The organism is Scytonema hofmannii PCC 7110, from assembly GCF_000346485.2.
Lineage (GTDB): Bacteria > Cyanobacteriota > Cyanobacteriia > Cyanobacteriales > Nostocaceae > Scytonema > Scytonema hofmannii.
The window spans coordinates 5,641,450-5,663,926 of sequence record NZ_KQ976354.1 but is presented as its reverse complement, the minus strand read 5'-3'; the positions used below and the strand labels follow the sequence as shown (position 1 = coordinate 5,663,926).

The following is a 22,477-nucleotide window of genomic DNA, read 5'->3' as shown; positions in this document are numbered from 1 at the left end:
TAGCTATTCACAAAGCTTTGGCAATCCAAAATCTAAAATCCAAAATGGTATAAGACTATCATGCTGAGTCACTCCAACTCCGAGTTTCTGCCCCCAATTCAAGAAAACGAATTTTTGCCACCAATTAGTCGTTGGACGACCTTCGGCGGATTGTTTATCCTTTGTGTTCTTGGATTAGCTTTTCCGGTTGCTGCTGTTGCCAAATATAAAGTCACTGTTAAAGGACAAGCTGTGGTTCGTCCGGCGGGTGAATTGCGGATTGTTCAGGCTGCAAGTGAAGGTCTGGTGATGCGCGTTTGGGTCAAAGAAAATCAAGCTATCAAAAAAGGCGATATCATTGCCAGTATCGATGACTCCCGCCTTCAAACCAAAAAAAGTCAACTGCAAAGCAATATCCACCAGTCTCGGTTACAACTGGTTCAAATTAATGCCCAGCTCGATGCTATCCATAGCCGAATTCGAGCCGAAACCGACCGGAGCAACCGCGTTATAGCTGCAGCTGAAGCTGAATTGAGCGGTCGCACTCGCGAGTATCAAGACAAAACAATTACCAGTATGACCGAGGTTCAAGAAGCTGAGGCGAACGTGAGAATGGCTCAGAAGGAATTGCAAAAAGCTTTTGCAGATTTAAGGTCAGATCGAGCAAAATTAGGGTCTACTCGTGCCACTCTCACAGCAGCTCAGTCAAAGCGAGACCGATATCAGAAAGTAGCTAAACAAGGAGCGCTTTCTGTGGATCAATTTGAGGAAGCACAACTGGCTGTTAATCAGCAACAACAAGCAGTTGAGTCACAAAAAGCAGCAATTGAGGCACAGAAACAAACAATTGAGCGCCTAAAACAAGCGGTTGTTGCTTCGGTTGCTAAACGGCAACAGGCAATGGCTGCCCTTAATCCCACTAACGCAGAAGTTGCGATCGCCACACAACGTATTGCCCAAGAAAAAGCTACAGGCAAAGCTAGCTTAGCCACATCAGATAAAGAACGCATCGCCCTTATCCAACAACGTATTGAAATTTACAAACAGCTTGAGCGCGATATCCGTGAACTCCAGCAAGTGAAAATCGACCTCAGCCAGACTGCCATCACTGCCACAGCGGATGGCATTATCTCTAAACTGAATCTGCGAAACCCCGGTCAAACTGTACGTGTTGGCGAGGAAATTGCTCAAATTGCCCCAAATGATGTCCCTTTAGTGGTTAAAGCATCTGTGGCATCTGAGGAAAAGAGTAAGTTAAAAGAAGGACAAAAAGTACTTTTGAGGGTTTCGGCTTGTCCTTATCCAGATTACGGCACTCTTAAAGGTAAGGTCACGGCGATTTCCCCAGATGCATTCACTCCTCAAGCTAATGGTGCAACTACAGCTGCTCCTACACCAACTACAACCCAAAAAGCAGCAGGTGTCGGCGCTTTTTACGAAGTGACAATTGAGCCAGAGAACCTTTCTTTACATCAAGGCGAAAAACAGTGTTCTGTCCAGTTGGGGATGCAAGGCACAGCCGATATTGTTTCTAGAGAAGAGACTGTACTGCAATTCTTTTTAAGGAAAGCAAGGCTAATCGCAGACCCTTAGCACGTAACCGCCAGAAAGTTGTCGAAGCTGAGGAACAACTAAAAGGCGAGGAAACGAAACTCCAAGAGCTTGAGGCTCTCGATCAAAGGGGCTTCATTCCCAAAAATGAACTTCGGACACAGGAAGAACAGGTTCGCCGTGCGAAAACTGCCCTGTGGGAGGCGAAGTTAACTGTCAGCAGCGATAAGCTGTTCCACATTTAGTTTGCAATAACAGCATTACCCTTGTTTTTAATTCTTCTTCCCCATTCAATTATGAGTTCTCCCTGATTTAACAACCTATCTAATAAATTTTTTAGTTCATCTACCGATTTAAATACTCGATGAGATATAACATTAATATTTTCTGTGTCAATTTTGGATTGTCACTCTCTGATAGAGCTTTTTGTAACCTTTATTTTTGTAATTGACTCAGGTATCCTTTGGCAGGCATAGCGGTAATTCACGAATTTATCTAATTTCCATTTTATGCAAATTAGATGTGGAACAGCTTATTATGTTAGATGTGCGAGATTTAATCCTTATGCGTAACGGCAGTGCGATTGCTACTACAGCTAGCAACAACGGCAGTGGTGGCAATACTTCCTGGCAGAGAATAGCTGATTGCCGTGCGTTCAAGCAACAGCCAGGGGGTTGATGAGCGCAAACTGCACTGTTCATTTTTAGCAAAGACGCGAACTTTCTTTATGAAGTACTAATGGTAAAATAGTAATTAGTGTTACCAGCTTGTGGTTGAATGCGTAAGTAGTAAGTACCAGGAGCTAATGAAATGAATTGCAATGAATCAAGAAGCTGTCTCGTTAATTCATCAATAGTAAGCTTGGTAGCAGTAGGTGAGATAATTCCAGAGTTTTTAGAACTGATAATTTGACCATTGCTGTCAAGTACTTCCTCAAGTACGCTCCTAGAGTAGCCATAATCACTTATAATTACATCGCTAGCTTGATTTAAATCAAATCTATAATAGTCGCTAGTATCACCCAAGCCAACGGATTCATATACGCGAGTTTCAAGTGAACTGATGGGAAGTTGGCGAGCAGTACTTAAGGTGTTTCCCGCATAGTCAATAGTCGCAGAGCGTCCTTCATACAGACCATAAGACTGAAAGTGTTCCAGTAAGTAGATACCTTTTAAAGAAGCTAAGTCGGGGTTATTTGCTTTGTAGTAGCCAGCATCAAAAAAGAGTGAAGACTTACGCCCTTCATTCAAACCATAAATTTCAAAATGCTCCAACAGTTGCCTATTATTAAAAGATGCCAAGTCACTGTTGTTAGTACGGTAGTAGTTGATCTCGAAAAAGTTGGAAAACTGACGTCCTTCATTTAAACCATAGATCTCAAAGTGGTTCAAAAGTTGAGAAGAACTTAAGTTGTTGAGGTCAGAGTTAAATGTCTGATACTCTGTTAAACTGAAAATTGGAGAAAATCTCCGACTTTCTGTGACACCGTAGGTTCTTAAATGATTAAATAGTTGCTCATTGTTAAATGAAGCTAAATCACTATTTTTAGCGCGGTAATAGTTGAGGTCAACAAGTGGGGAAAAGCTGCGCCCCTCAGCTATCCCGGAATTTTCCAGATGAGTCAACAATTGGTTATTGTTGAAGTTGGAGAGGTCGGAATTGCTAGCCCGATAAAAATTCAAATCAATGAGTGGTGAGAAGCGACGACCTTCGTTAAGACCATAAGTCTGGAAGTGAGACAAGGCTTGAGCATTGGTCAAACCAGCTAAGTCGGAATTGGCAGCGCGATAAAAATTAGGATCGAACATATGAATGAAGGAATTAGTGGGTCTCAAGTTAACACCTGCTACTACTCAACTTGAGAGGTGCGAGTTTTACACAGAATTTTTCATTCTTTACAAAAATTTATTAACTTAATACTTGCAGGTTTGTTGCACGTTCCTCTAATTGAACCCAGTTGGGAAGCTCTCTGATTTACTCCGAGTTTTTTTGGGGTGATAATCCTAGCTCTTTCTCTTGTTTATCTTGAAGTTTCGTAAAGAAATCGTGGCTTTTGTGTAAAACTCCCATGCCTGAAACTGAGAATAAGGCAGAGGTTACTTCGACCATCAGTAAACCCATATTAGTGGTGTGACATAAACACAGGTTGAGCAACTGCTGTTTCCTAGAGGGGGATGCAATGTCCGAGATGAGTACTCGTTGGCGCTGGTTCTTAAGAATTGCGATATGTGGTACAAGCATTTTCTCTGCAAATTGTGCTCTTGCCCAAATTACGCCCGATAGCACTCTACCTAATAATTCCAGCGTTACAAGAGAGGGTAGCACCTTCAATATTACTGGAGGAACTCAAGCAGGAAGCAACTTGTTCCACAGCTTTGGGGAGTTTTCTGCTCCGAATGGCGGCACTGCTTTCTTCAATAATGCTGTGGATATTCAGAATATCATCAGTCGGGTAACGGGTAAGTCTATTTCTAATATTGATGGGTTGATCCGCGCTAATGGTACAGCTAACCTATTTCTGATTAACCCCAATGGGATTATTTTTGGACAGAATGCTCGTCTTGATATCGGCGGTTCTTTTTTAGCAAGTACGGCAAGTAGTCTAGAATTTTCAGATGGGTTTGAGTTCAATGCCACTTCTGGACAAACCACGTCCTTGCTGACTATAAGTGCGCCCATTGGTTTGCAATATGGGAGGAATCCAGGAGGAAATATTCTCAATCAATCCTCCGCATTCAATAGTAGTGGTGACCCCGTTGGTTTGCAGGTGCAGTCTGGTAAAACTTTGGCACTCGTAAGCAGTGAAGTGAATTTGGATGACGGAATTTTATTTGCACCTGGTGGTCGAGTTGAGTTGGGAGGATTGGTAGGAGAGGGAACAGTAGGGTTGAATGTGAATGGCAACAATTTAAGTTTAAGTTTTCCTGATAGTGTAGCCCGAGCAAATGTATCACTTACCAATGGATCTGAAGTTGATGTGACTGCCGGAGGTGGAGGTAATATTGTAGTCAATGCCCAGAACTTAAATATTTTAGGAGGAAGTAAGCTTCTTGCTGGTATAGGAGAAAGTTTAGGGTTAGTTGGCTCTGTTGCGGGAGATATTACGCTCAATGCTACAGGGGCAATCAAAATAGAGCAATCAAGTAGAATTGAAAACAATGTAAATCTTGATGCCACTGGTAATGGTGGTAGTATCAACATCCAAGGTAGGTCGCTCTCTATGACTGATGGCGCTAGGCTAAGAGCTAGCACCGTTGGACAGGGGAGTGCTGGCAGTATATCCATCCACGTTGAAGACGAGGTTTCTCTCTCAAGCCAAAGCTATATCGACAGTTCTGCAAACTATTTAGCCATGGGCAATGGTGGCAACATCCAAATCAAAGCTGGCTCGCTCACCATGAGTGAAGCGCAACTGAGTGCCAGCACGACTCGTTCTGAGAAAAGAGGCGTCCCCCCAGGCCAAGGGAATGGTGGTAACATATCCGTTCAGATTGAGGGCGCGGTCTCTCTCAAAGACAGCTCTATCGACAGCATTGTAGGTTCTAGAACTGTGGGCAATGGTGGTGACATCCATATTAAGGCTGGGTCGCTCACTATGGCTGATGAAGCTATTGTGACTGTCAGCACCGATGGAAGGGGGAATGCTGGTAACATATCCGTCCAGGTTGAGGACGAACTCTCTCTTACAACCAGCTACATCAACAGCTTTGTGAACTTTTTTGGTGAAAACTATAGAGCAGTGGGTGATGGTGGTGACATCCACATCGAGGCAGGGTCGCTCTTGATGACTGCTGATCCTCGTTTAAGAGTCAAGTCTGGAGCGCAAATAAGCTCTGGCACGTTTGGAACGGGAAATGCTGGCAACATATCGGTGCAGGTTAAAGACACTGTCTCTCTCTCTGGCTACAGCTATATCAGCAGCGGCGTAAGCTCTACAGCCAAGGGCGATGGTGGTGATATCCAGATTAAGGCTGGATCGCTTTTGATGACTGATGATACTGGGCTTAGTACCATAACCGATGGGCTGGGGGATGCTGGCAACATATCGGTGCAGGTTAAAGACGCAGTCTCTCTCACGGACAGCTCTATCGGTAGCCAAGTGGGCTTTTTTAAAGCAGAGGGCGATGGCGGCAACATCTATCTTGAGGCTGAGTCGCTCTTTATGACTGATGGCGCTCGATTGAACGCTAGCACCGTTGGACAGGGGGCGGCGGGAAATATTCAGATCAATGCATCTGATTCTGTCAGCATTTCTGGGGTTCAGCTAGATGGCTTACCATACTCTAGTGGGTTATTTACTAACACGGTTGAAACAGCTACTGGTCAAAGCGGTGATATCGTAATTAATACTGATGCCTTACGCATATCGGATAGAGCGCTTTTGAGTACACAAACTAGAAATGCCTTTCGTGGCGGGAATATCACTGTTAATGCCAAAACCCTTGAGGTTACTAGCGGTGGGCAACTTCTTACCACAGCCTTCAGCAGCGGAAAAGCAGGTGACATCACTGTCAATTCCACTGACAGCATCACTATCTCTGGTAGCGCTCCCACTCCTACCTTTGGAGATCAATTTGCTATATCTGACAGTAGGGACGTATTTTCAAATGATAGTCCTGCCAGTGGCTTGTTTGTTCGGGTTCAAGGTAATGAAGCTGCTAATGCAGGCGACATAAAAGTTACTGCTCGATCCATCCGTTTGGACAATAAAGGAACTCTCTCGGCTGAAACCACATTTGGTGAAGGTGGCAATATCATCCTCAATGTCAGAGATATTCTACTACTGCGTAACAACAGCAGCATCACTGCCACTGCTGGAACTGCACAGCAGGATGGTGGAAACGGTGGCAACATTACTATCAATGCCCCTAATGGCTTCATCGTTGCTAACCCTAATGGAAATAATGACATCACTGCTAATGCGTTTACTGGCAGTGGTGGGAAAATCACAATTAATGCTACTAATATTTTTGGAATTACACCTCTGAGTCGGCAAGAGCTTGAGAAGTTGCGTCCTGATTTAAACTCCAGTCAATTACTAACAAACGATATCACAGCAATTTCGCGAACGAACCCTTCTTTAAGTGGCACTATAGAACTCAACACACCCGATATCGACCCCAATAGTAGCTTAGTCAATTTGCCATCAGTACCAGTTGATACTGAAGTAGCACAAAGCTGTACTGCGGGTGGAACTGTAGCTAAGAGCCAATTTATCATCACTGGACGCGGCGGCTTACCTCCTAATGCGGGCGAGACCCTCAGCACTGATGCAGTACAAGTAGATTTAATTACTCTCAATTCTCGCAGTGATAACCGCAATAGTCCATCTGTTACCAGCAAAACAACTACCGCCATACCAGAACGGATTGTAGAAGCGACTGGTTGGATGCGAAACGAAAAAGGGGAAGTCGTCTTCATAGCACATTCTCCCATCACCACGCCTCAAAGTCCTTGGTTTACTCAACCGGATTGCAGGGCAAGTTAGTGTTGAACTTCACTGCTGATTTTCTAAGTTGCAGCACTCCACTTTTGGTTCAGTTGCCACATCACTCAAACCAACAGTTTGCAACAGCGCCGCCCAAGAAGTTTCTTGCGGTTGAGTGCGACGCAATTGGACAGCAGTACTCAGCGCCTCATACCAAATACCATTAGTACCATAAAGGGCTACGCGCTGACTTGGTGTCGCTTTTTCTAATTGAGTTTTCAGAGCAGAGTTCAGTTGCTCCCGTTTTACGTACCCTTCAACATCAGCAATAATTTTATTATCCTTCTTACAGTAGATGTTAAAATACCAACGATACTTCTTGCCAATTTCTAGAGGTACTGCTTTTGATGGCAAGCGAAGGCTAATCACTCCTGGTGCCCCCGTCAAAGCAACTTTGTATATATTCTGATTTTGTGCTTCATCTTCCAGCACAAATTCTCCATACGCAAAGGACGACGAATAAGGAACATAGAACCAAAAACTGGGACGCTCGGCAATCGTTGTTCCAAACACTAATTCTGACTTTGAATAAACAGGGGCTAAGGCTGTGAGCCGCTTTTGAGAAACAGAAGTCACGGACTCATTCACGTCCTGACCACAGCCACGGCTACCTGCTTCCGATCGCTTACCTGGTTCCCCAATGTCTGATGGTGGGGGCGGCGCTGCGAAAATCAACGATCGGTTTAATTGTCTTGTGGGATGTCTAAGCTGTGCCTGCACTTGTGTACAGCTAAGGAGTATTAAACTGATGGCGAGGGAAAGTTGAATCTTTTGCACAGACAATTTCATCTTTAATTATGCCTCAAGTTGTAGAAATCAGTTGTCGCTGACTTGGTTGTGAAGTGAGGTAGATCGCTACAGCACCGCCAGTAACTGTGAGAAGTAAAGCTGATGGAACGAGGGGAACCCAGACCCCTTGGCAACAGAGAATAAAGCAAAGAACGTATAAAACGCCTATTGCGCCTCCACCCACTAGTATGAGGTTTAGTCCTGACCGATAGCGCCAAGCAATTGCTCCTCCAACCACCGACCAACTCCAAATCCATAACACTTCACCCCAAACAGGCAAAACTGATAATAAAGGTCGTCCATTTTTCACCGCACTTACGATTTGACTCACCATTTGTGCTTGCAGAATGACCCCTGGTATTTCCTGGTAAAACCCCTGCTTGGTCATGTATGGTGTAAGAAGATAATCACGGAAGCTTGGAGCAGTAGTACCAATGAGGACAATTCGATCTTTGACTTGTTCCGGGTTGACCTTATTCCTAAGAACATCTGTCAGTGTAACTTTGGGGGCAATTTCTAAAGGAGAACCTCGGTAAGAGCGGTAATTGAGCAATATTTGATAGCCCTCTGTATCCACTTGTTGATAGCCACCCATGTGAGACCGCAACCGCTTAAATACAACGTTGCCTAGCTGCAAATCCCCTTGGGGACTGTATTTGGCAAAAATCCCCTCCTTCTCTAGGTAGTGGAATGCGAGTTGAGCGTTAAGGGCGTAGGGTGCAGTACATGGGGATGTTGGATCTGCTGGTTGCATTGCCAATAAATGGCGACGCAGAAAGCCGTCTGAGTCTGGGACAGTATCACTAAATCCTTGGCGTTCTGACGGCACCCCTAAGGGAGGTGAAATTCCCGGATGGTCTTTTGTGCGATCTTTTACTTTGCAAATCGCAAAGAACTTGTCATCTGTTTTTAGCCGAGTCGCTAAAGAAGCTTGGTTGGATTGTGATGGCTCATCACGATAGATATCCAAGCCAATGGTTCGCGGTTGGAACTGTACAAGTTTTTCCAACAGCCGCGCCAGTGCTATATCTGAGAGCGACCCTTTTCCTTGTTGCTGTTCTTTTAGTTTCAAATCATCTTCGGTGACAGTGACTATCAACAGGCGCGAATCTTGCTTTTCCTGGGGACGCGATCGCATAAGTCTGTCATAAAAGAACAACTCCGATGTTTGCAACCCTCCTTGGTATCTTATCCCCAGTACACCAGTAGTTAGCAGCAGGCTCACAAGTAGCAAGGTTCTCAGGTGACGTGTATTGAAAAACCATTGAGACTTTGACCACGTCATTGGCACTACGGTAGGATGTTCGCAAATCACTGGTAACCAAGTTGCACCAGGATATTCCTTTTCTATTCCTTTGAGCCTTTCTCTGGCAATGCGAACTGCAGCATATATAGACTGTCCTGATGAAAAAACCTCCAGAAAATACTTTAAAAATTTTTGAGCCACTAAGTCTGGCACTGGCTCCCGCATGACAATAATTTGCGGAATCTGCAAATCTTGTAGTTCTCGCGCTAATCCCAATCCATCACAGGAGTTGAAAATCGCTAATTGTAACCCCTTGGCAACAGCATGTTTCAGGGCATACCTAAGTTCATCAATTGTTAATTTATCTGTCTCATTAATATAGATGCAACCAGTGTCACCCTCGCTCTTGCTATGACCGGCGAAAAATAAGATATTCCAGGGTTGTTTCCACAACTCATCGTTGATGTCTTGACGTTGAGGCTTTACCAAAAAACTCGTAGCAGCACCGGGTAATTTTTCTAGTAACTGGCGGTCTTGCTTCACATCAATACCATCACTATCGCCCAAAATCGCCAAAATTCTAATTTTCTTTCTAAAGGAAGTTGCCTCCAATGCATCTGCCACTTGTTCTGATTGAGGAACGCTCAAGGCGACTTCAGCTTTTGGATAATCCCGATCCACTAAATCCCATAAATGCCAGGGAAGTTTTTTTAGCTGCACCGAAGCAGTGCGAATCAATACCCTGACTTCGTCCTCTGGCATTAAGTGTTTGAGGCATTTTTCCCTGACAGAACGAAAAGACTCTGCCAGCAACCAGTTATTCAGGAGCGATCGCAACTCACTAGTTAACTTGTCGCACTCCTCGCGTCGCTGGCTGATGGAACCATCGTAAACAATTTTTTTAGCTTTGATGCGGGTAAATTTCCACAGACTACCATAGGTTGACTGCCACTGGTTAAGGGAAGTTGCCATATCTGGATTTGGAGGCAGTTGTCCGGAGATTTCTGTACTGGGGCGAAAACCTTCAAACCCAATCTCCAGCGTCACCCGCACTCCCACCTCTAAATCGCCATCTAGTTTTAGGACAACTAACTTTCTCATTGGCAGCACTCCTGTGTTCGCTTTAGATGGCAAAAGATTCTATAGCGGTGATATTCTCCAAAGCCAGTTTAACGCTGAAACGCTCTCCTATCTCGCCACTAAATTGTAATTGAATGTTCTTATTGGTGCTTCTAGTTTGGGCTTCCATGACAGATGCTCCATCACAATCCAACAATGTCAAATGGAGATTTGGTGGCAAATAATTGTCTTTGCCTGTGGAATGTACTTCCACGATAACATCCATTTCCTGCTCGTTATCTGGAGTGAGAGTAACGACTAGAACGACCAGTTGCTGGGTCAAAAGTTTTCCCAAATCAATCAACTTGCCCCTGCTAACCAAATCGCCTTTATTACTTCTAAGTCCACTAGCTGCATAGACTGGTTGAGTGGGTAAGAGAGCTTCAATTTCTTGCCACCCAGCATCAAAAATTTTCTCAAACCATTGCGTTAATTTCAACAAATTATTATTAACTGTGAGCGAATCATCAGCTAATTTGGCTGTATTTAATTGAGTGAGATATTCTAAATAATCCAGTAAATCTTCCAAAGAATGCAGTTGACCGATTGATAATACATCATCTGATACTTCCTTAACAAACCCTAGCAACTTTGCCTCTCGAAATGATTTACTAATCTGCACAGCTACATAGCCGATGCGGTTTGACTGTGCTTCGGGTGGCACATAGACAAACTGTTCCCCTGACAACACAGGACGGCATTCTAAGGAGCCTAAATTTTTTAGCGATAGATCGGCAACGTCCATCAGTAGATGCTGCACTGGGTTCCAACTGTCACTCACTTCCAAGTCTGTCTCGAACCCCATGCATTGTAGATATGAATTCACAAAAGATACAGATAAAGTATTGAGACGGACTTGTTCGCCTTTTTCAGGCGTGGCTTGTTGTCTACATAACTGTTCAGCTAGCCGCCTAGCACCCGGAGTTATCGGTCCTGTAAATGTTAAAAAACCTGTTTTGTTGCTCATCATTTTTTGACTACCCGGTATATACTATGAAATCTACAAATATTCTCTTAATGTAGGAGCAAACTTTTTGACACATCTTTGAAAAAAATTATGTAATGATGATATTCCAATTTCCCATTCTACTGAGATATCTTTCCAGGAAATTCCCGAATACCTGCGTCTAGCTATTTCTTGAAAATTTGCTTCTGGATGACCTTTTATATGTTCTTTAATAAAAATTCCTTCTGGGTCAGATTCGATACATTGAATGATTTGTTCATACAAAGACGTAGATTCAGAATCGGAAATATTTTCTATGTGCGACTTGTCTAAACTTATTTCATTTTCTTGTCCTACAACTACGGGTATAGCCTCTGGAAAAAAGCGCTTAGTGAGTAGCATATTCACCCAAGTCATGACTTCGCCTCGTTCTGAGTTATATTTGCTAATATTGTCATCTCGACAAATATAAAAGAATAGACTTTGTACCGCTTCTTCATAAATATCTTCATAATGTAGTTGAAATTGACCGCTATAGGGATGGCAAAGTTTACCTGACAGCCAAATGGCATTGACAAGCTGTGTTAAAGCCATCCGTCGCTCCTTAGTTGCTTGTGGGTGTCGTTGGGCAAGGAGCGATAATTCTTTGAGTTCTATATCTAACTGTTTTCTCGTCGAGTCGTTTGTCATAAAAGATTTTAAATGTCATCGCACGCCCGTTGCGCTCTATAGTTCTCAGGTAACGAGCGCGAGTTTTACACAAACGAGTTGCGATTGTTACAAAACTTTTCATTTAGCTAAATCCAAATTTGCACCGAGTCAGTTGAAATGCTAGCAACTCTCCGCATTCGTTAAATATAGCAATTTCCTTGTGATGGTACACTTGAGTCATCCGCCTTTATGCCAATAAAGAATGCATGTCTCGCTGGTTCAACACCGCAGGTCCCTGTAAAGCTGACAAACACTATATGCTGGCACCCACCAGCCGATTGCCTGATTTGGAGCAGTTAATTGAGCAAGAAAGTTACTTTGTAATTCATGCGCCTCGCCAAACGGGTAAAACAACTGCAATGTTAGCACTAGCAAAACAGCTAACGGGTAGTGGGCGCTACACGGCGGTCATGGTATCTGCGGAAGTGGGAGCGCCCTATCGTGATGACCCAGGCGCGGCAGAACTAGCGATTCTTGGTGCTTGGCGCAATGCTATTTCAGTTCGTTTACCTCAAGATTTACAACCTCCGAATTGGGTTTATAGGGAACCGGGACAGAGAATTCAAGCTAGTTTACAGGCTTGGGCGCAAGCTTCGTCACGACCGTTAGTACTACTTATTGATGAAATTGACTCTTTACAAGATGAAGCACTAATTTCTATTTTGCGACAACTACGCGATGGTTATCCCAACCGTCCCGAAAACTTCCCGTTGTCAGTAGGGTTAATAGGTTTACGGGATGTACGTGACTATAAAGTCGCATCAGGCGGTAGCGTTCGCGAAGCGTCTCCTACGGAGAATCGGTTAAATACGTCGAGTCCGTTCAATATTAAAGTCAGTTCGCTAACACTGAGAGATTTTAATACTTCTGAGGTAGAAGAATTGTATCAGCAACATACCTTGGATACAGGACAAGTTTTCACAGCACAAGCAATCTCTATAGCGTTTGATTTGACTCAGGGACAACCTTGGTTAGTGAATGCATTAGCCAAAGAAGTTGTAGAAAAGATGGTGAAGGATAGAAATGTAGCCATTACACACGAACATATTTTGCAAGCGAAGGAAATATTAATTGCGCGTAAAGACACTCATCTTGATTCACTTGCTGAAAGACTTCGAGAACCAAGGGTAAAGGCAATTATTGAACCAATGCTAGCAGGTTTGAAACTAGGGGATGTGCCACCGGATGATATCCAATTTGTTATCGACTTAGGTTTATGTAAAATGAACCCGCAAGGAGGATTAATAATTGCAAATCCGATTTATCGCGAAATATTACCTAGAGTATTAACGATAACACCTTCAGCTTCACTACCTGCAATTTCACCGTCTTGGTTAACACAAAACGGCGAATTAAATACTGACGATTTACTGCAAGCGTTTTTGAAATTCTGGCGTCAGCATGGTGAACCATTATTAGGTAGCACCGGATACCACGAAATTGCACCCCATCTAGTACTGATGGCATTTTTACACCGGGTTATCAATGGTGGTGGGACTTTAGAGCGCGAGTATGCAATCGGAAGTGACCGTATGGACTTATGTTTAAGATACGGGAATGTCACATTAGGAATCGAGATAAAAGTTTGGCGCAATAAAAAAGGAGACCCACTATCTGAGGGTCTTGAACAATTAGATTCATATTTGGCACGCTTAGGATTAGAATCGGGTTGGTTGTTTATTTTTGATCGGCGTACTAAGGCACCACCAATTGAAGAACGTTTATCAACTCAAATTACATCTACAAAAAATCAACGTTCTGTCACTGTTATACGTGCATAGTAGAGGTGCGAGGTGGGGAGCTACCGGGACAAAAGGAGTGGGAATTGATTTCCAAGTCTCCAGTCCCCAGTCCCCAATCCCCAGTCCCTAATCCTTAGTCAACTGCACTCAACTTATCTCGCAGTTCCAACCAGCGAACACCTGCTAAACTTGGTAAAACAACATGAGCTTCACCAACTCGTTCTGTAGGACCAAGCCCTACTGCTAACATCCCGGCTGCAAGTGCGGCTTCAATCCCTGCTGCAGCATCTTCCACTACTACACATTGTTGTGGTTCAAGCCCTAACTCGCGGGCGGCAAACAGAAACAGATCGGGTGCTGGCTTAGGTTGTTTTACACTGTAACCATCAGCGATGACATCAATGCGATCGCTAATTCCCAGTTTCTCAATCACTGTCTGGGCATTTTTACTAGCCGAACCAAGAGCTATTTTAATACCAGCAGCCCTTAACTCATCTAACAAAGCCAGTGCTCCAGGCAATAAATCGGTTGCTGTCATATTGTGAATTAAATCCACATAGTAGCGATTCTTGCGCTCCATCATTTCCTGAAGTTGCGTTTCAGAGTATTGTTGCCTGTTAGCAATAATCTTTAACAGCGAATCTCGACGAGAGACACCCCGCAGTTCTTCATTTGCTTCTCGATTGAAAGGTAACCCTTCTTCATCTGCTAGCTTTTGCCAACCTAAATAATGGTATTCTGCCGTATCTGTCAAAACACCATCCAAATCAAAGATGACTCCTCGAATATCGCGCATAATTTCTTTTTCATCAGAACGCAAGTCAAACTCGTGCCATTTGCCCTGCCACATCAGTTTAAATTGTAGACGTTTCCAACCATAGGGCAAGTGTGGTGTTGATGTCGGTGCATCTCCTGCTAATTGCACGCCACCAAAACCCAAAATCACAGCTTGCCAAACACCACCAGCACTTGCACCGTGGATTCCTTCATGGGCGTTACCTCGGACATCTTCTATATCCACTAACGCCGCTTGCATAAATCGTTCGTAAGCTTCTTTTTTGTTACCTATATCTGAGGCTAATATGGCGTGAATGGCTGGTCCTAAGGATGAACCGTAAGTAATGTCAGTACGGGGCGCGTAGTAGTCCCAGTTTTTTTGTAGTACTTCTGAAGTGTAAGGAAATTCTTTCGACTGTCGCATTAAGTAGAGAAGCATCAACACGTCTGGCTGCTTCAGTACCTGACGCTTGTTAGCGCCTTCAATGGTTAAGATAGTTTGCATTGATTTGGTACGTGGTTCGTAATCAGCCAAGTTGATATCTTCTAACTTAAAAAATCCCTCGTACTGCTCGATTAAGTTTGTTGATGGGTCGTAAGGAATCCATATATTTGTGATAATATCTCCCCAACGGGAGAACCGTCCGGCAGTCAGTTGCAGTTTCTCGGTGAGTGCGTTTGCTTGCTCCGGGTAAGTGTTACGCAACCAATCATATATAAAGAGAGCTTTTTCCAAGTGCCACTGCACCATCCGATTTGTAAAAGCGTTGTTGTCTGAGTGCTCGTGGTACTCATCCGCTCCAATCACTTCCCGAATTTCATACCGTTCGTACTTGGTGTTATACTCTACCCTACTTCCCCAAAATACGGCGGTGTCTAGAATAATCTCAGCGCCATGATCCCGCATCCATTCGTGGTCGTTTGTTGCTTGCCAGTAATACCATACGGCATAAACGACATCAGCACTGATATGGATTTCGCGATCGCGACACCAAATCCTGATATCTTCTCCGTAAAAATCGTTAGGAGGTAACCAACGAGGTGTTACTTCATCACCCGTATCAGCGCTTTCCCAGGAATACATTGCCCCTTTGTACCCGTAGTGAATCGCCTTGCGTCGTGCGCCATTTAAGGTATGGTAACGGTAGGATAACAAATTTCGAGCCAGTGCGGGCTGCGTATATATGAAAAAGGGAAGGATAAAAATTTCTGTATCCCAGAAGACATGACCGCGATAGCCAAAACCCGAAAGCGTTTTTGCAGCAATACTCACCTTATCATCGTGCTGTGCGGCACTGATAAGCAATTGGAAAAGATTGTAACGAACAGCTAATTGAGCTTTGGTATCACCTTCTATAACAATGTCACTTTTCTCCCAAGCTTCTTGCCATGCTTGTTCGTGAGCATTCAACAGTTCTGAATAAGCAGGTAACTGTGCGAGTTTGTCACAAGCTGCTTCTAAGGGTTTCTCCACATCTCGTGATGTAAAAAGTGTGACGAATTTATCTACCGTGACAGTTGTTCCCACCCCAGCTTGAAACGTGGTAGTAAAGGTGGGGTAACCTGGTGGATTGCTCACTTGCACCGGAGCATCAATTCCCGATACTTTTAAGCCAGACGCTACGCCCAGTTCGATGCGGGTATTGCGGGTACGGAGTTGCAGCCAAGATCCTTTATCAGTTTTTCCCTGATCTAGTAATTCCCAGTGATTAAAACCCTGATTTTCAGGATAACCATTGATACTCGTTTGAACTTCAATCAGACCTTCAAAATCTACAGGTGTCACTTGAGCACGCAATACCAGCACGTGTTCGTCAGCCAGACTGGCAAAACGTTCAAAATAAAGGTCTACCGTTTTCCCTTTTGGACTGCGCCATCGTACCTTGCGGCTGAGAACACCGCGCCGCAAATCAAGCTGTCGTTCATAGCTCAAGACTTCACCCCGTTCTAAACGGAAGCGATCGCCATCGACAATGACAATTAACGGTATCCAATCTGGGCAATTTGCGAGTTCAGTGTAAACAATAGGAACGTTATCGTAAACCCCGTGAATAAAAGTTGCTGGTTGAGCGTGAGTATAACCTTCTTCAAAAGTTCCTCGCGTTCCTAAATAACCGTTACCAATTGTGAAAACGGTTTCTCTATGGTGAACTTTACTGGGGTTAAACTGGTTTTCAACAAGTATCCAGTCCTCATAAATGAATTGCTGTGTATTCATTGGTGGTTGGTGGTTAGTTGTTAGTTGTTAGTTGTTGGTGGGTAGTTGTTGGTGGTTAGTGGTTAGGGGTTAGGGGTAAAAAATAATTCCCTACTCCCTACTCCCTACTACCTACTCCCCACTCCCCTCTCTTCAATCCAAAATCCAAAATCCAAAATCCAAAATCCAAAATCCCTACCTCTGCATATGCTGCTCTAAAATCTTTTCGGCTCTGGGTTTGAAAAGTAGATGGAATAAGGTTTCTAAATAGCGCCCTCGAGCTTCGCTATTTTCCTGATTGACAAAGTTCCAAAAACTGTAAAGTTTAGCAAGCAGTAATAACTGCTTGGTATGTAATTCCCAGTTGTATTTATTACGGATACGCTGAATTACCCACTCCGATATTTTATACCAGTGCTCTGGCTGCATATCGCATTGGTCGATAAAGTTTGATATTATCTTGGCTGTTCCATCTAAATCTGTAGGATTTACATGAAATTCATTTTCACCATCTTCAATAATTTCTAAAGAACCGCCAAATTGTGTGGCAAAAATTGGTAACCCACAACTCATCGCTTCAAGAATGGTTCTACCAAAAGCTTCATACCGGGCAAAATGAACAAAAAGACCCCCACAATCGGCGATCGCGCGGTAAGCTTCCCCAATTTCAATGAGGGGAATGTGCATACCTACCCAACGAATGCGTCCGTGAAGATTGTATTCATTAATAATGTTGTGAAGCCGTTCGATTTCTCCTGCTTCGTCTGAGTTTGTCGCTTGCTCTGGATGTAATTTGTCAGAAAGGATAATTAAATTGCAACGTTCTTGTAAATCTTGACTTCGACCAAAACATTCTGCCAATCCTGCAAGGTTATCTATAGGAGTGGTGCTACCAACAGCAAAAATTGGTCTCTTGCTTGTGTTCTCTAAATGCCCAAGAATTTGCGAATCTTCACGGGTAAAGAGTAGGTCTTTGACTCGTGATTGAAGGTTGGGATCGCGGTGTTCTTTTTGATTGTAGGGGAAGAAAATATGTTCGTTTACCCCTGGTGGTACCGTGTTGAACTTAGAACTGAACAGGTCAATTCCGTCAACCACATGATACAACGCTGGCATTGTAAAATTTTTGTATGACTCATATTGACCCATTGTGTCGGGTGTCCCCACAATCTCTTGATAGGTCGATGTCACAATAAAGTCTGCCGCATTTATACCAATTAAATCTGCTGTGTATTGGGCTGAAAAATGGTATTTGTCTTCTAAGTCTTGCCAATACAAATTGCTAAATAAGTGTTTGGGCTTTTCTAGAGAGTGAGCAATGTTACAATGAGTGACTTTTAAACGACGTGCTAGGAGAAAAGCAACTAAGTTACCATCGCTGTAGTTACCGATAATCAGGTCTGGTTTGCCTCGAAATTGTGCCAATAACTCTCTTTCTGCTTCTAAGGCATATGTTTCAAGATAAGGCCAAATTTCAAATTTAGAAATCCAGTTTTGCGTAATCTTGGGATTAAAGTCTACAAAGGGAACCCGTAAAATCCAGGCATTCTCTGTCCCTTGAACTTTTTCTAGGCGCAAGTTACATTGTGTTCCTTCACAGTTGGGAATCAGGCGGGTAAGTATGGTAACTTGCGGTTGGATACCAAGAACTTCCAACCCTGCAAGTTGGATTTCTTCGCGGAGTTTGTTTTCTAAACTGCGGGCTTGTTCGAGAACGTAAATGACTTGACCTGCTGTTTCGGGTCTTCCCATCACTCCTTCCTGTCCAACCCAGCCGTGTACGGAAATAAGCACAACACGGAAGACAGAGGGAACACGGGAAACAAAGGCTTCTAAAATGGCAGGTTCAGCAGTGTCAATCAGTCGGTTGAGGAGTGCTAGGGTCTCCAGTACGCGAGATGCTGTGTTTCCCCAACCCGGTTCAAAGCCCAAGTCTTGCAATTCATAGCGGAATTTTTCGTAAGGTTCGCTCGGTTGGCGATCGCTCAACAAACTAATAGCTAGTCTAACTTGTTGGGCGAGCTGAGTTCCTGAGAGAATGCGACCGTTGATCAGTAAGGGAATGCCATCATACTGGCGTCGTCTCAGAACATCGTACAGAACTTCCAACCAATACTCAGGGGCTGTCAGCACTTGAGAACACAAGTACCGATTGAGAAACCCCTGTCCTTGACCAATATTTCTGGGATCGTCGATTTTGGGAGAACCGTGGTGGAACGGGCGGAAGTCTATTTCTAAGATTTGAGGCTGGTAGCGCTCCACACGGCGATCGCGCACATCAAGCAGTTCTTGCGGCGTCATTTGCTCAAAGCTTGTCAAATTTGCTCCCAATCTCCAAGCTTCTTGGACACCTATCCGAGGTCGGAGAAGGAACCAGGCACTTTCCTCTTCTAGAATGATTTCATGAGTGTAGTGAATCAGTTTGCCTAGAGAAGAAGAGTGAAAAAAGTAGGCTGGCTTTTGCGATTGGTTGCAATAGTCCGCAAAAGCTTGCAAAATTTCGTTTCTCAGGAAGTATTTCTTCCCAGAAGCACTTAGATCGTAGACCAACTGACGCAGAGCCGTCTTCTCATCACTGTTTACAACAGTTTGAACTAGTTCATGCATAGCCAACTCCTGATCGTTAGATAGACCGCAACCTCATTTTTCTCCCTGACCGAAATAACTATTTGCCCTGTGATGACGCTTTTATAGAGGTTCACCCCCTACGTTAGCGCATATCTTGGTTTGGGATCGGATTCATTGGAAAGGATAAAGGAGGAAGTCTGAAAGATTAATTGTAAAAATTTATACTTTATATTTCATTCTTATTCCTGAAGAGGATGTTTTAAAAGTGATGATTGAACGTACAGTAGATATGTAGCAAATTATCTCATTTGCTAGTAAAAAGCACTCGTCGGTTGACTGACAATCATTTGGTCATTCTCAATGAAGAAAATCTTGTTCCTTTGTACAGGTAACTACTACCGCAGCCGCTTTGCCGAACATCTTTTTAATTGGTTGGCAACTAAGCAGGGGTTAGATTGGCAGGCTGATTCACGAGGCTTGGCAATTGAGCGAGGAGTAAATAATGTGGGACCGATTTCCCGATATGCGCTTGAGGCTTTAGCCGTGCGATTGGTAAATGTAACTGATGATGAACGGTTTCCTAAGCTAGCAAGCGAGCAAGATTTTCAAGCAGCTTCTAGAATTATTGCCCTAGATGAGTTAGAACACGGACCACTGATGAATGAGCGCTTTCCTCAATGGGCAGAGAAAACTGAATACTGGCTAGTTCACGATATAGATAAAACTTCTGCTCTAGAAGCTCTTGGGCAAATTGAAAAAAACCTATTTCAACTTATAGAACAATTAGCTCAAAGTTAGTGCGTAGCGCACTTAGAGAACTCCACAATAGCAACAACCTTGTCTTCACCAGGCAAGTATGAATTAAGACTTTACAAACATCCTTTAAGTAAAGATTGCGTTGAGAAGGTAAAATAGAGATTGACTGCTTTGGCGTTTCAGTATTATTTTATGTATTGATTGGGAAAAGTCGCCTAATTCAATTCAGTTCTGTGGTTGAGGAATCTAAGTAACTGGGTTAGAAGCGGAGGAACCAATGTATTGGGGCGAATCTTTGGATAGAGAAAGGCACCTTCCAGCCTTAGCCCGTCAGCTAACTCCGTCGGCATTGGAAGGAGTATCAATGGTAGCAGCTTGTATTAAGCCGTGTCCCTAGATCCTCCTATGTATCAAGTAACAGCACATCTTAAAAAACCGTGCATAGCTAGCGATGAGCCACGTTTATTGCTAAGTAGGTCTAGTTCAAAATTAAGGAGGATAAAATGCCTATCCAAAATCGCACATTCTTTACCGAACACGTTACCTTTTTGCCAGAGAACCAATTCAAGGAAATTGGTGAGTGTGCTGGTAAAAAACTTTTACTTATTGGTAGAACGAAAGGCTACGGCGAACCGATTGTAGCTACAAGTCAGACAGAAGAACCAAGCCAAGAAGATTTATTCGCCTACGATCTTTACGAGCTGCTAAAGTTGAGCAACGAGCCAGTTACAATTGTAGAAGAAATTTAAAACAGTAATCAGTACTGCTCACTGATCACTGGTCACTGGTCACTGATGATGAATCACCGCAGGTTAGATACTTTCTCCCTGGCGGCTTTATTGGTTTCAGCACATTATGGTTTGGGATTTCTTTTAGGAACAGCAGAGAAATCCCTAACTCATGGTGCGGCTGGTAGCCTTTATGCTGTCTCTCTTGGCTTGGGTACAATTGCTCTCATAGCATTAGCAAAGTTTTACTGGACGCAAACAGAACAAATTTGGACTCTCCTCGGTTCTGCTTATGGAAGTGGAGTGAAAATATTTGTGGGGCTAATGTCTTGGGCTTCTCTGATTGGAATTGAAGCAGTTCAGTTAATTTCAGCAGCTTCCATCCTCAAAGTCTTTGGCATCCCGCCTATACCCTCAATGATTGTTTTAGCAACTTTGTTTGCGATTATCTCCCTATTACCAGTAGAGAAAGCAGGTTGGATATTGAGAGGGTTACTATTTGTCAATTTTTTAGCTCTGCTTTACGGGCTGTGGGTGCTGCATGGATTTCCTGAGTATTTGCGATCGCCCATAGATTTTGCAAATTCACTTCAAACAGAAAGCTTACCAACAACAATAGGTATAACACTATCTACAGTTTTATTGGTACTTATAGATATGAAGTACCAAATGTATCTCGTTCAAGCAAAAGATATAAAAAGTCTGTATAAAGGATGTCTTTTAGCTGGTACTGTATTACTGTTGCTTGCTTTATTACCTTCAACCCTTGTGACAGCCGCTCATCAAGCCGGAATTTTACCTGATGACATAGGTGGTAAAGAAACACTACCCTATATTCTGTCTTGGATTGGTGGTGGAACTGACAAACCCTTGGGGATTGCGTTGATTATATCTTTATTAGTTCCCTCACTCGGTATTGGTAGCAGTATATTAAGAGTACAGAGCAAAATTATTTTTGATTTTCATATTTTGCCAGTATCGCTTGGCACTCAATTACTTGTCACCTTTGGAAATTCACTTTTTGGTTTAATAGTCGCCTTAAGAGGAGGCGAAATTGTCAGTTTAATTGTGGCTTTTTACGCTGCTTATGTAGGTGCAGTTATTGTTCCTTTTGCTGCTTATTTAATGAGTCAAGGAAAACGTTATACTTTTTCTAGAACCAGTGTTAAGCTATCTTTAATCGCAAGCAGTTGTTCGTCAATATCTCTTTTAATAGTCACTCGTTTTAATTCCCATTTAGAACTCTTGGGAAGTACAGAATTAAATATTATGGGAGCAGGAATTTTCTCTGGAATATTATTTTTGTCTGTGGGTGAAGTCATAGAAAAATACTTCCCCGCATCAGGAACAGTAACCAGTGACCAGTAATCAGTGAGCAGTGACCAGTGACCAGTGACCAGTAACCAGTAAACGAGTAATTCGTAATAAAAAATTCAGAATGGCGTAGGTTGGGTTGAGGAACGAAACCCAACATTAACCAATGATCAATAACCGAATAATTCGTAATCCGTAATAAAAAATTCAGAAGGGTGTAGGTTGGGTTGAGGAACGAAACCCAACATTAACCAGTGACCGATTCTTAATTCCTAGATATCCTTATTTACATTACCAGTAATTACCGATAAATCGTTAGTTTGAATGAAAAATATTTCATTGCCATCATCGACGATAGTACCATTAAATGTAAAAGCCGAACTGGAATCAAAGGTGAGATCGGATGAGAACGACGAGAGTCAAATTATTTGATATTGTTGCATTGACAATTGACCTTCCCGATGACAACCTGTTACGCGGACAGGTAGGGACGGTGGTAGAAGTCTTGGCTGGTGGTACGGCGTTTGAAGTTGAGTTTAGCGATCGCGGCGGGGCGTACTTATGAG

Annotated in this window: 15 protein-coding genes, 1 pseudogene and 1 riboswitch; of the genes and pseudogenes, 8 read left to right on the top strand and 8 right to left on the bottom strand. The window is 43.3% G+C overall.

Features of this window, described 5'->3' with window-relative positions:
* Window positions 1-60 precede the first annotated feature (60 nt).
* On the top strand, window positions 61-1,572 hold the full coding sequence (locus tag WA1_RS23515) for a beta-barrel domain-containing protein (protein WP_017740108.1): 1,512 nt from the start codon (window positions 61-63) through the stop codon (window positions 1,570-1,572).
* Window positions 1,573-1,771: 199 nt separating this feature from the next.
* Here the strand turns inward: WA1_RS23515 and WA1_RS55245 are convergent.
* Window positions 1,772-1,903: pseudogene (locus WA1_RS55245) on the bottom strand (IS630 family transposase); the annotation flags it as partial.
* 149 nt (window positions 1,904-2,052) lie between these two features.
* On the opposite strand from WA1_RS55245, the gene WA1_RS57195 reads away from it, so the two are divergent.
* Window positions 2,053-2,208 (top strand): hypothetical protein, encoded by a 156-nt coding sequence (locus WA1_RS57195; RefSeq protein WP_158516681.1) that lies wholly within the window; start codon window positions 2,053-2,055, stop codon window positions 2,206-2,208.
* Between the two features lie 47 nt (window positions 2,209-2,255).
* On the opposite strand, the gene WA1_RS23510 is transcribed toward WA1_RS57195, so the two are convergent.
* On the bottom strand, window positions 2,256-3,338 hold the full coding sequence (locus WA1_RS23510; RefSeq protein ID WP_017740110.1) for a hypothetical protein: 1,083 nt from the start codon (window positions 3,336-3,338) through the stop codon (window positions 2,256-2,258).
* 380 nt (window positions 3,339-3,718) lie between these two features.
* On the opposite strand from WA1_RS23510, the gene WA1_RS23505 reads away from it, so the two are divergent.
* Window positions 3,719-7,018 (top strand): two-partner secretion domain-containing protein, encoded by a 3,300-nt coding sequence (locus tag WA1_RS23505; protein WP_017740112.1) that lies wholly within the window; start codon window positions 3,719-3,721, stop codon window positions 7,016-7,018.
* Between the two features lie 9 nt (window positions 7,019-7,027).
* Here the strand turns inward: WA1_RS23505 and WA1_RS23500 are convergent, their stop codons facing one another.
* Genes WA1_RS23500 through WA1_RS23485 form a run of 4 tightly spaced genes read right to left on the bottom strand, consistent with a single transcriptional unit; the run spans window position 7,028 to window position 11,808 of the window.
* Window positions 7,028-7,807 carry a DUF928 domain-containing protein gene (locus tag WA1_RS23500; protein ID WP_017740113.1) on the bottom strand — a complete coding sequence of 260 codons (780 nt, stop codon included), beginning with the start codon at window positions 7,805-7,807 and terminating at the stop codon, window positions 7,028-7,030.
* A 13-nt stretch (window positions 7,808-7,820) separates the two neighbouring features.
* Window positions 7,821-10,154, bottom strand: a complete 2,334-nt coding sequence (locus WA1_RS23495) for a CHASE2 domain-containing protein (protein WP_017740114.1) — start codon at window positions 10,152-10,154, stop codon at window positions 7,821-7,823.
* Between the two features lie 22 nt (window positions 10,155-10,176).
* Window positions 10,177-11,142, bottom strand: a complete 966-nt coding sequence (locus tag WA1_RS23490) for a DUF1822 family protein (protein WP_033334513.1) — start codon at window positions 11,140-11,142, stop codon at window positions 10,177-10,179.
* 30 nt (window positions 11,143-11,172) lie between these two features.
* Window positions 11,173-11,808, bottom strand: coding sequence for a hypothetical protein (locus WA1_RS23485; RefSeq protein WP_017740116.1), 636 nt, complete (start codon window positions 11,806-11,808; stop codon window positions 11,173-11,175).
* 227 nt (window positions 11,809-12,035) lie between these two features.
* Here WA1_RS23485 and WA1_RS23480 point away from each other — a divergent pair, with 227 nt between their 5' ends.
* Complete coding sequence (locus tag WA1_RS23480; protein ID WP_017740117.1) at window positions 12,036-13,610, top strand: AAA family ATPase; 1,575 nt, start codon at window positions 12,036-12,038, stop codon at window positions 13,608-13,610.
* Between the two features lie 94 nt (window positions 13,611-13,704).
* Here WA1_RS23480 and pgmB read toward each other — a convergent pair whose 3' ends face one another.
* Both pgmB and WA1_RS23470 read right to left on the bottom strand, forming a co-directional pair.
* The gene (gene pgmB / locus WA1_RS23475; protein ID WP_017740118.1) at window positions 13,705-16,566 is read right to left on the bottom strand and encodes a beta-phosphoglucomutase; all 2,862 of its coding nucleotides are present in this window, start codon (window positions 16,564-16,566) and stop codon (window positions 13,705-13,707) included.
* A 174-nt stretch (window positions 16,567-16,740) separates the two neighbouring features.
* Window positions 16,741-19,152: a sucrose synthase gene (locus WA1_RS23470; protein WP_017740119.1), complete on the bottom strand. Its 2,412-nt coding sequence runs from the start codon at window positions 19,150-19,152 to the stop codon at window positions 16,741-16,743.
* 321 nt (window positions 19,153-19,473) lie between these two features.
* Between WA1_RS23470 and WA1_RS23465 the strand changes: the two genes are divergently transcribed.
* The 4 genes from WA1_RS23465 to WA1_RS61785 all read left to right on the top strand — a co-directional run bounded on the left by WA1_RS23465 (window position 19,474) and on the right by WA1_RS61785 (window position 22,476).
* Entirely contained in the window at window positions 19,474-19,911 is a 438-nt protein-coding gene (locus WA1_RS23465) for an arsenate-mycothiol transferase ArsC (protein WP_017740120.1), read from the top strand.
* 200 nt (window positions 19,912-20,111) lie between these two features.
* Window positions 20,112-20,233: riboswitch (cyclic di-AMP (ydaO/yuaA leader) on the top strand.
* Between the two features lie 139 nt (window positions 20,234-20,372).
* Complete coding sequence (locus WA1_RS23460; protein ID WP_017740121.1) at window positions 20,373-20,618, top strand: hypothetical protein; 246 nt, start codon at window positions 20,373-20,375, stop codon at window positions 20,616-20,618.
* A gap of 45 nt (window positions 20,619-20,663) precedes the next feature.
* Complete coding sequence (locus WA1_RS23455) at window positions 20,664-21,965, top strand: SLC5/6 family protein (RefSeq protein WP_017740122.1); 1,302 nt, start codon at window positions 20,664-20,666, stop codon at window positions 21,963-21,965.
* Window positions 21,966-22,314: 349 nt separating this feature from the next.
* Complete coding sequence (locus tag WA1_RS61785; RefSeq protein ID WP_017740123.1) at window positions 22,315-22,476, top strand: DUF4926 domain-containing protein; 162 nt, start codon at window positions 22,315-22,317, stop codon at window positions 22,474-22,476.
* Window position 22,477 lies beyond the last annotated feature (1 nt).

Bases quoted from the DNA above. Each gene is read 5' to 3' on its own strand.
- pgmB (WP_017740118.1), bottom strand. From the start codon at position 16,566: ATGAATACACAGCAATTCATTTATGAGGACTGGATACTTGTTGAAAAC.
- WA1_RS23480 (WP_017740117.1), top strand. From the start codon at position 12,036: ATGTCTCGCTGGTTCAACACCGCAGGTCCCTGTAAAGCTGACAAACAC.
- WA1_RS23505 (WP_017740112.1), top strand. From the start codon at position 3,719: ATGAGTACTCGTTGGCGCTGGTTCTTAAGAATTGCGATATGTGGTACA.
- WA1_RS23470 (WP_017740119.1), bottom strand. From the start codon at position 19,152: ATGCATGAACTAGTTCAAACTGTTGTAAACAGTGATGAGAAGACGGCT.
- WA1_RS23460 (WP_017740121.1), top strand. From the start codon at position 20,373: ATGCCTATCCAAAATCGCACATTCTTTACCGAACACGTTACCTTTTTG.
- WA1_RS23490 (WP_033334513.1), bottom strand. From the start codon at position 11,142: ATGATGAGCAACAAAACAGGTTTTTTAACATTTACAGGACCGATAACT.
- WA1_RS23510 (WP_017740110.1), bottom strand. From the start codon at position 3,338: ATGTTCGATCCTAATTTTTATCGCGCTGCCAATTCCGACTTAGCTGGT.
- WA1_RS23465 (WP_017740120.1), top strand. From the start codon at position 19,474: ATGAAGAAAATCTTGTTCCTTTGTACAGGTAACTACTACCGCAGCCGC.
- WA1_RS23515 (WP_017740108.1), top strand. From the start codon at position 61: ATGCTGAGTCACTCCAACTCCGAGTTTCTGCCCCCAATTCAAGAAAAC.
- WA1_RS23500 (WP_017740113.1), bottom strand. From the start codon at position 7,807: ATGAAATTGTCTGTGCAAAAGATTCAACTTTCCCTCGCCATCAGTTTA.
- WA1_RS23485 (WP_017740116.1), bottom strand. From the start codon at position 11,808: ATGACAAACGACTCGACGAGAAAACAGTTAGATATAGAACTCAAAGAA.
- WA1_RS23495 (WP_017740114.1), bottom strand. From the start codon at position 10,154: ATGAGAAAGTTAGTTGTCCTAAAACTAGATGGCGATTTAGAGGTGGGA.
- WA1_RS23455 (WP_017740122.1), top strand. From the start codon at position 20,664: ATGATGAATCACCGCAGGTTAGATACTTTCTCCCTGGCGGCTTTATTG.
- WA1_RS61785 (WP_017740123.1), top strand. From the start codon at position 22,315: ATGAGAACGACGAGAGTCAAATTATTTGATATTGTTGCATTGACAATT.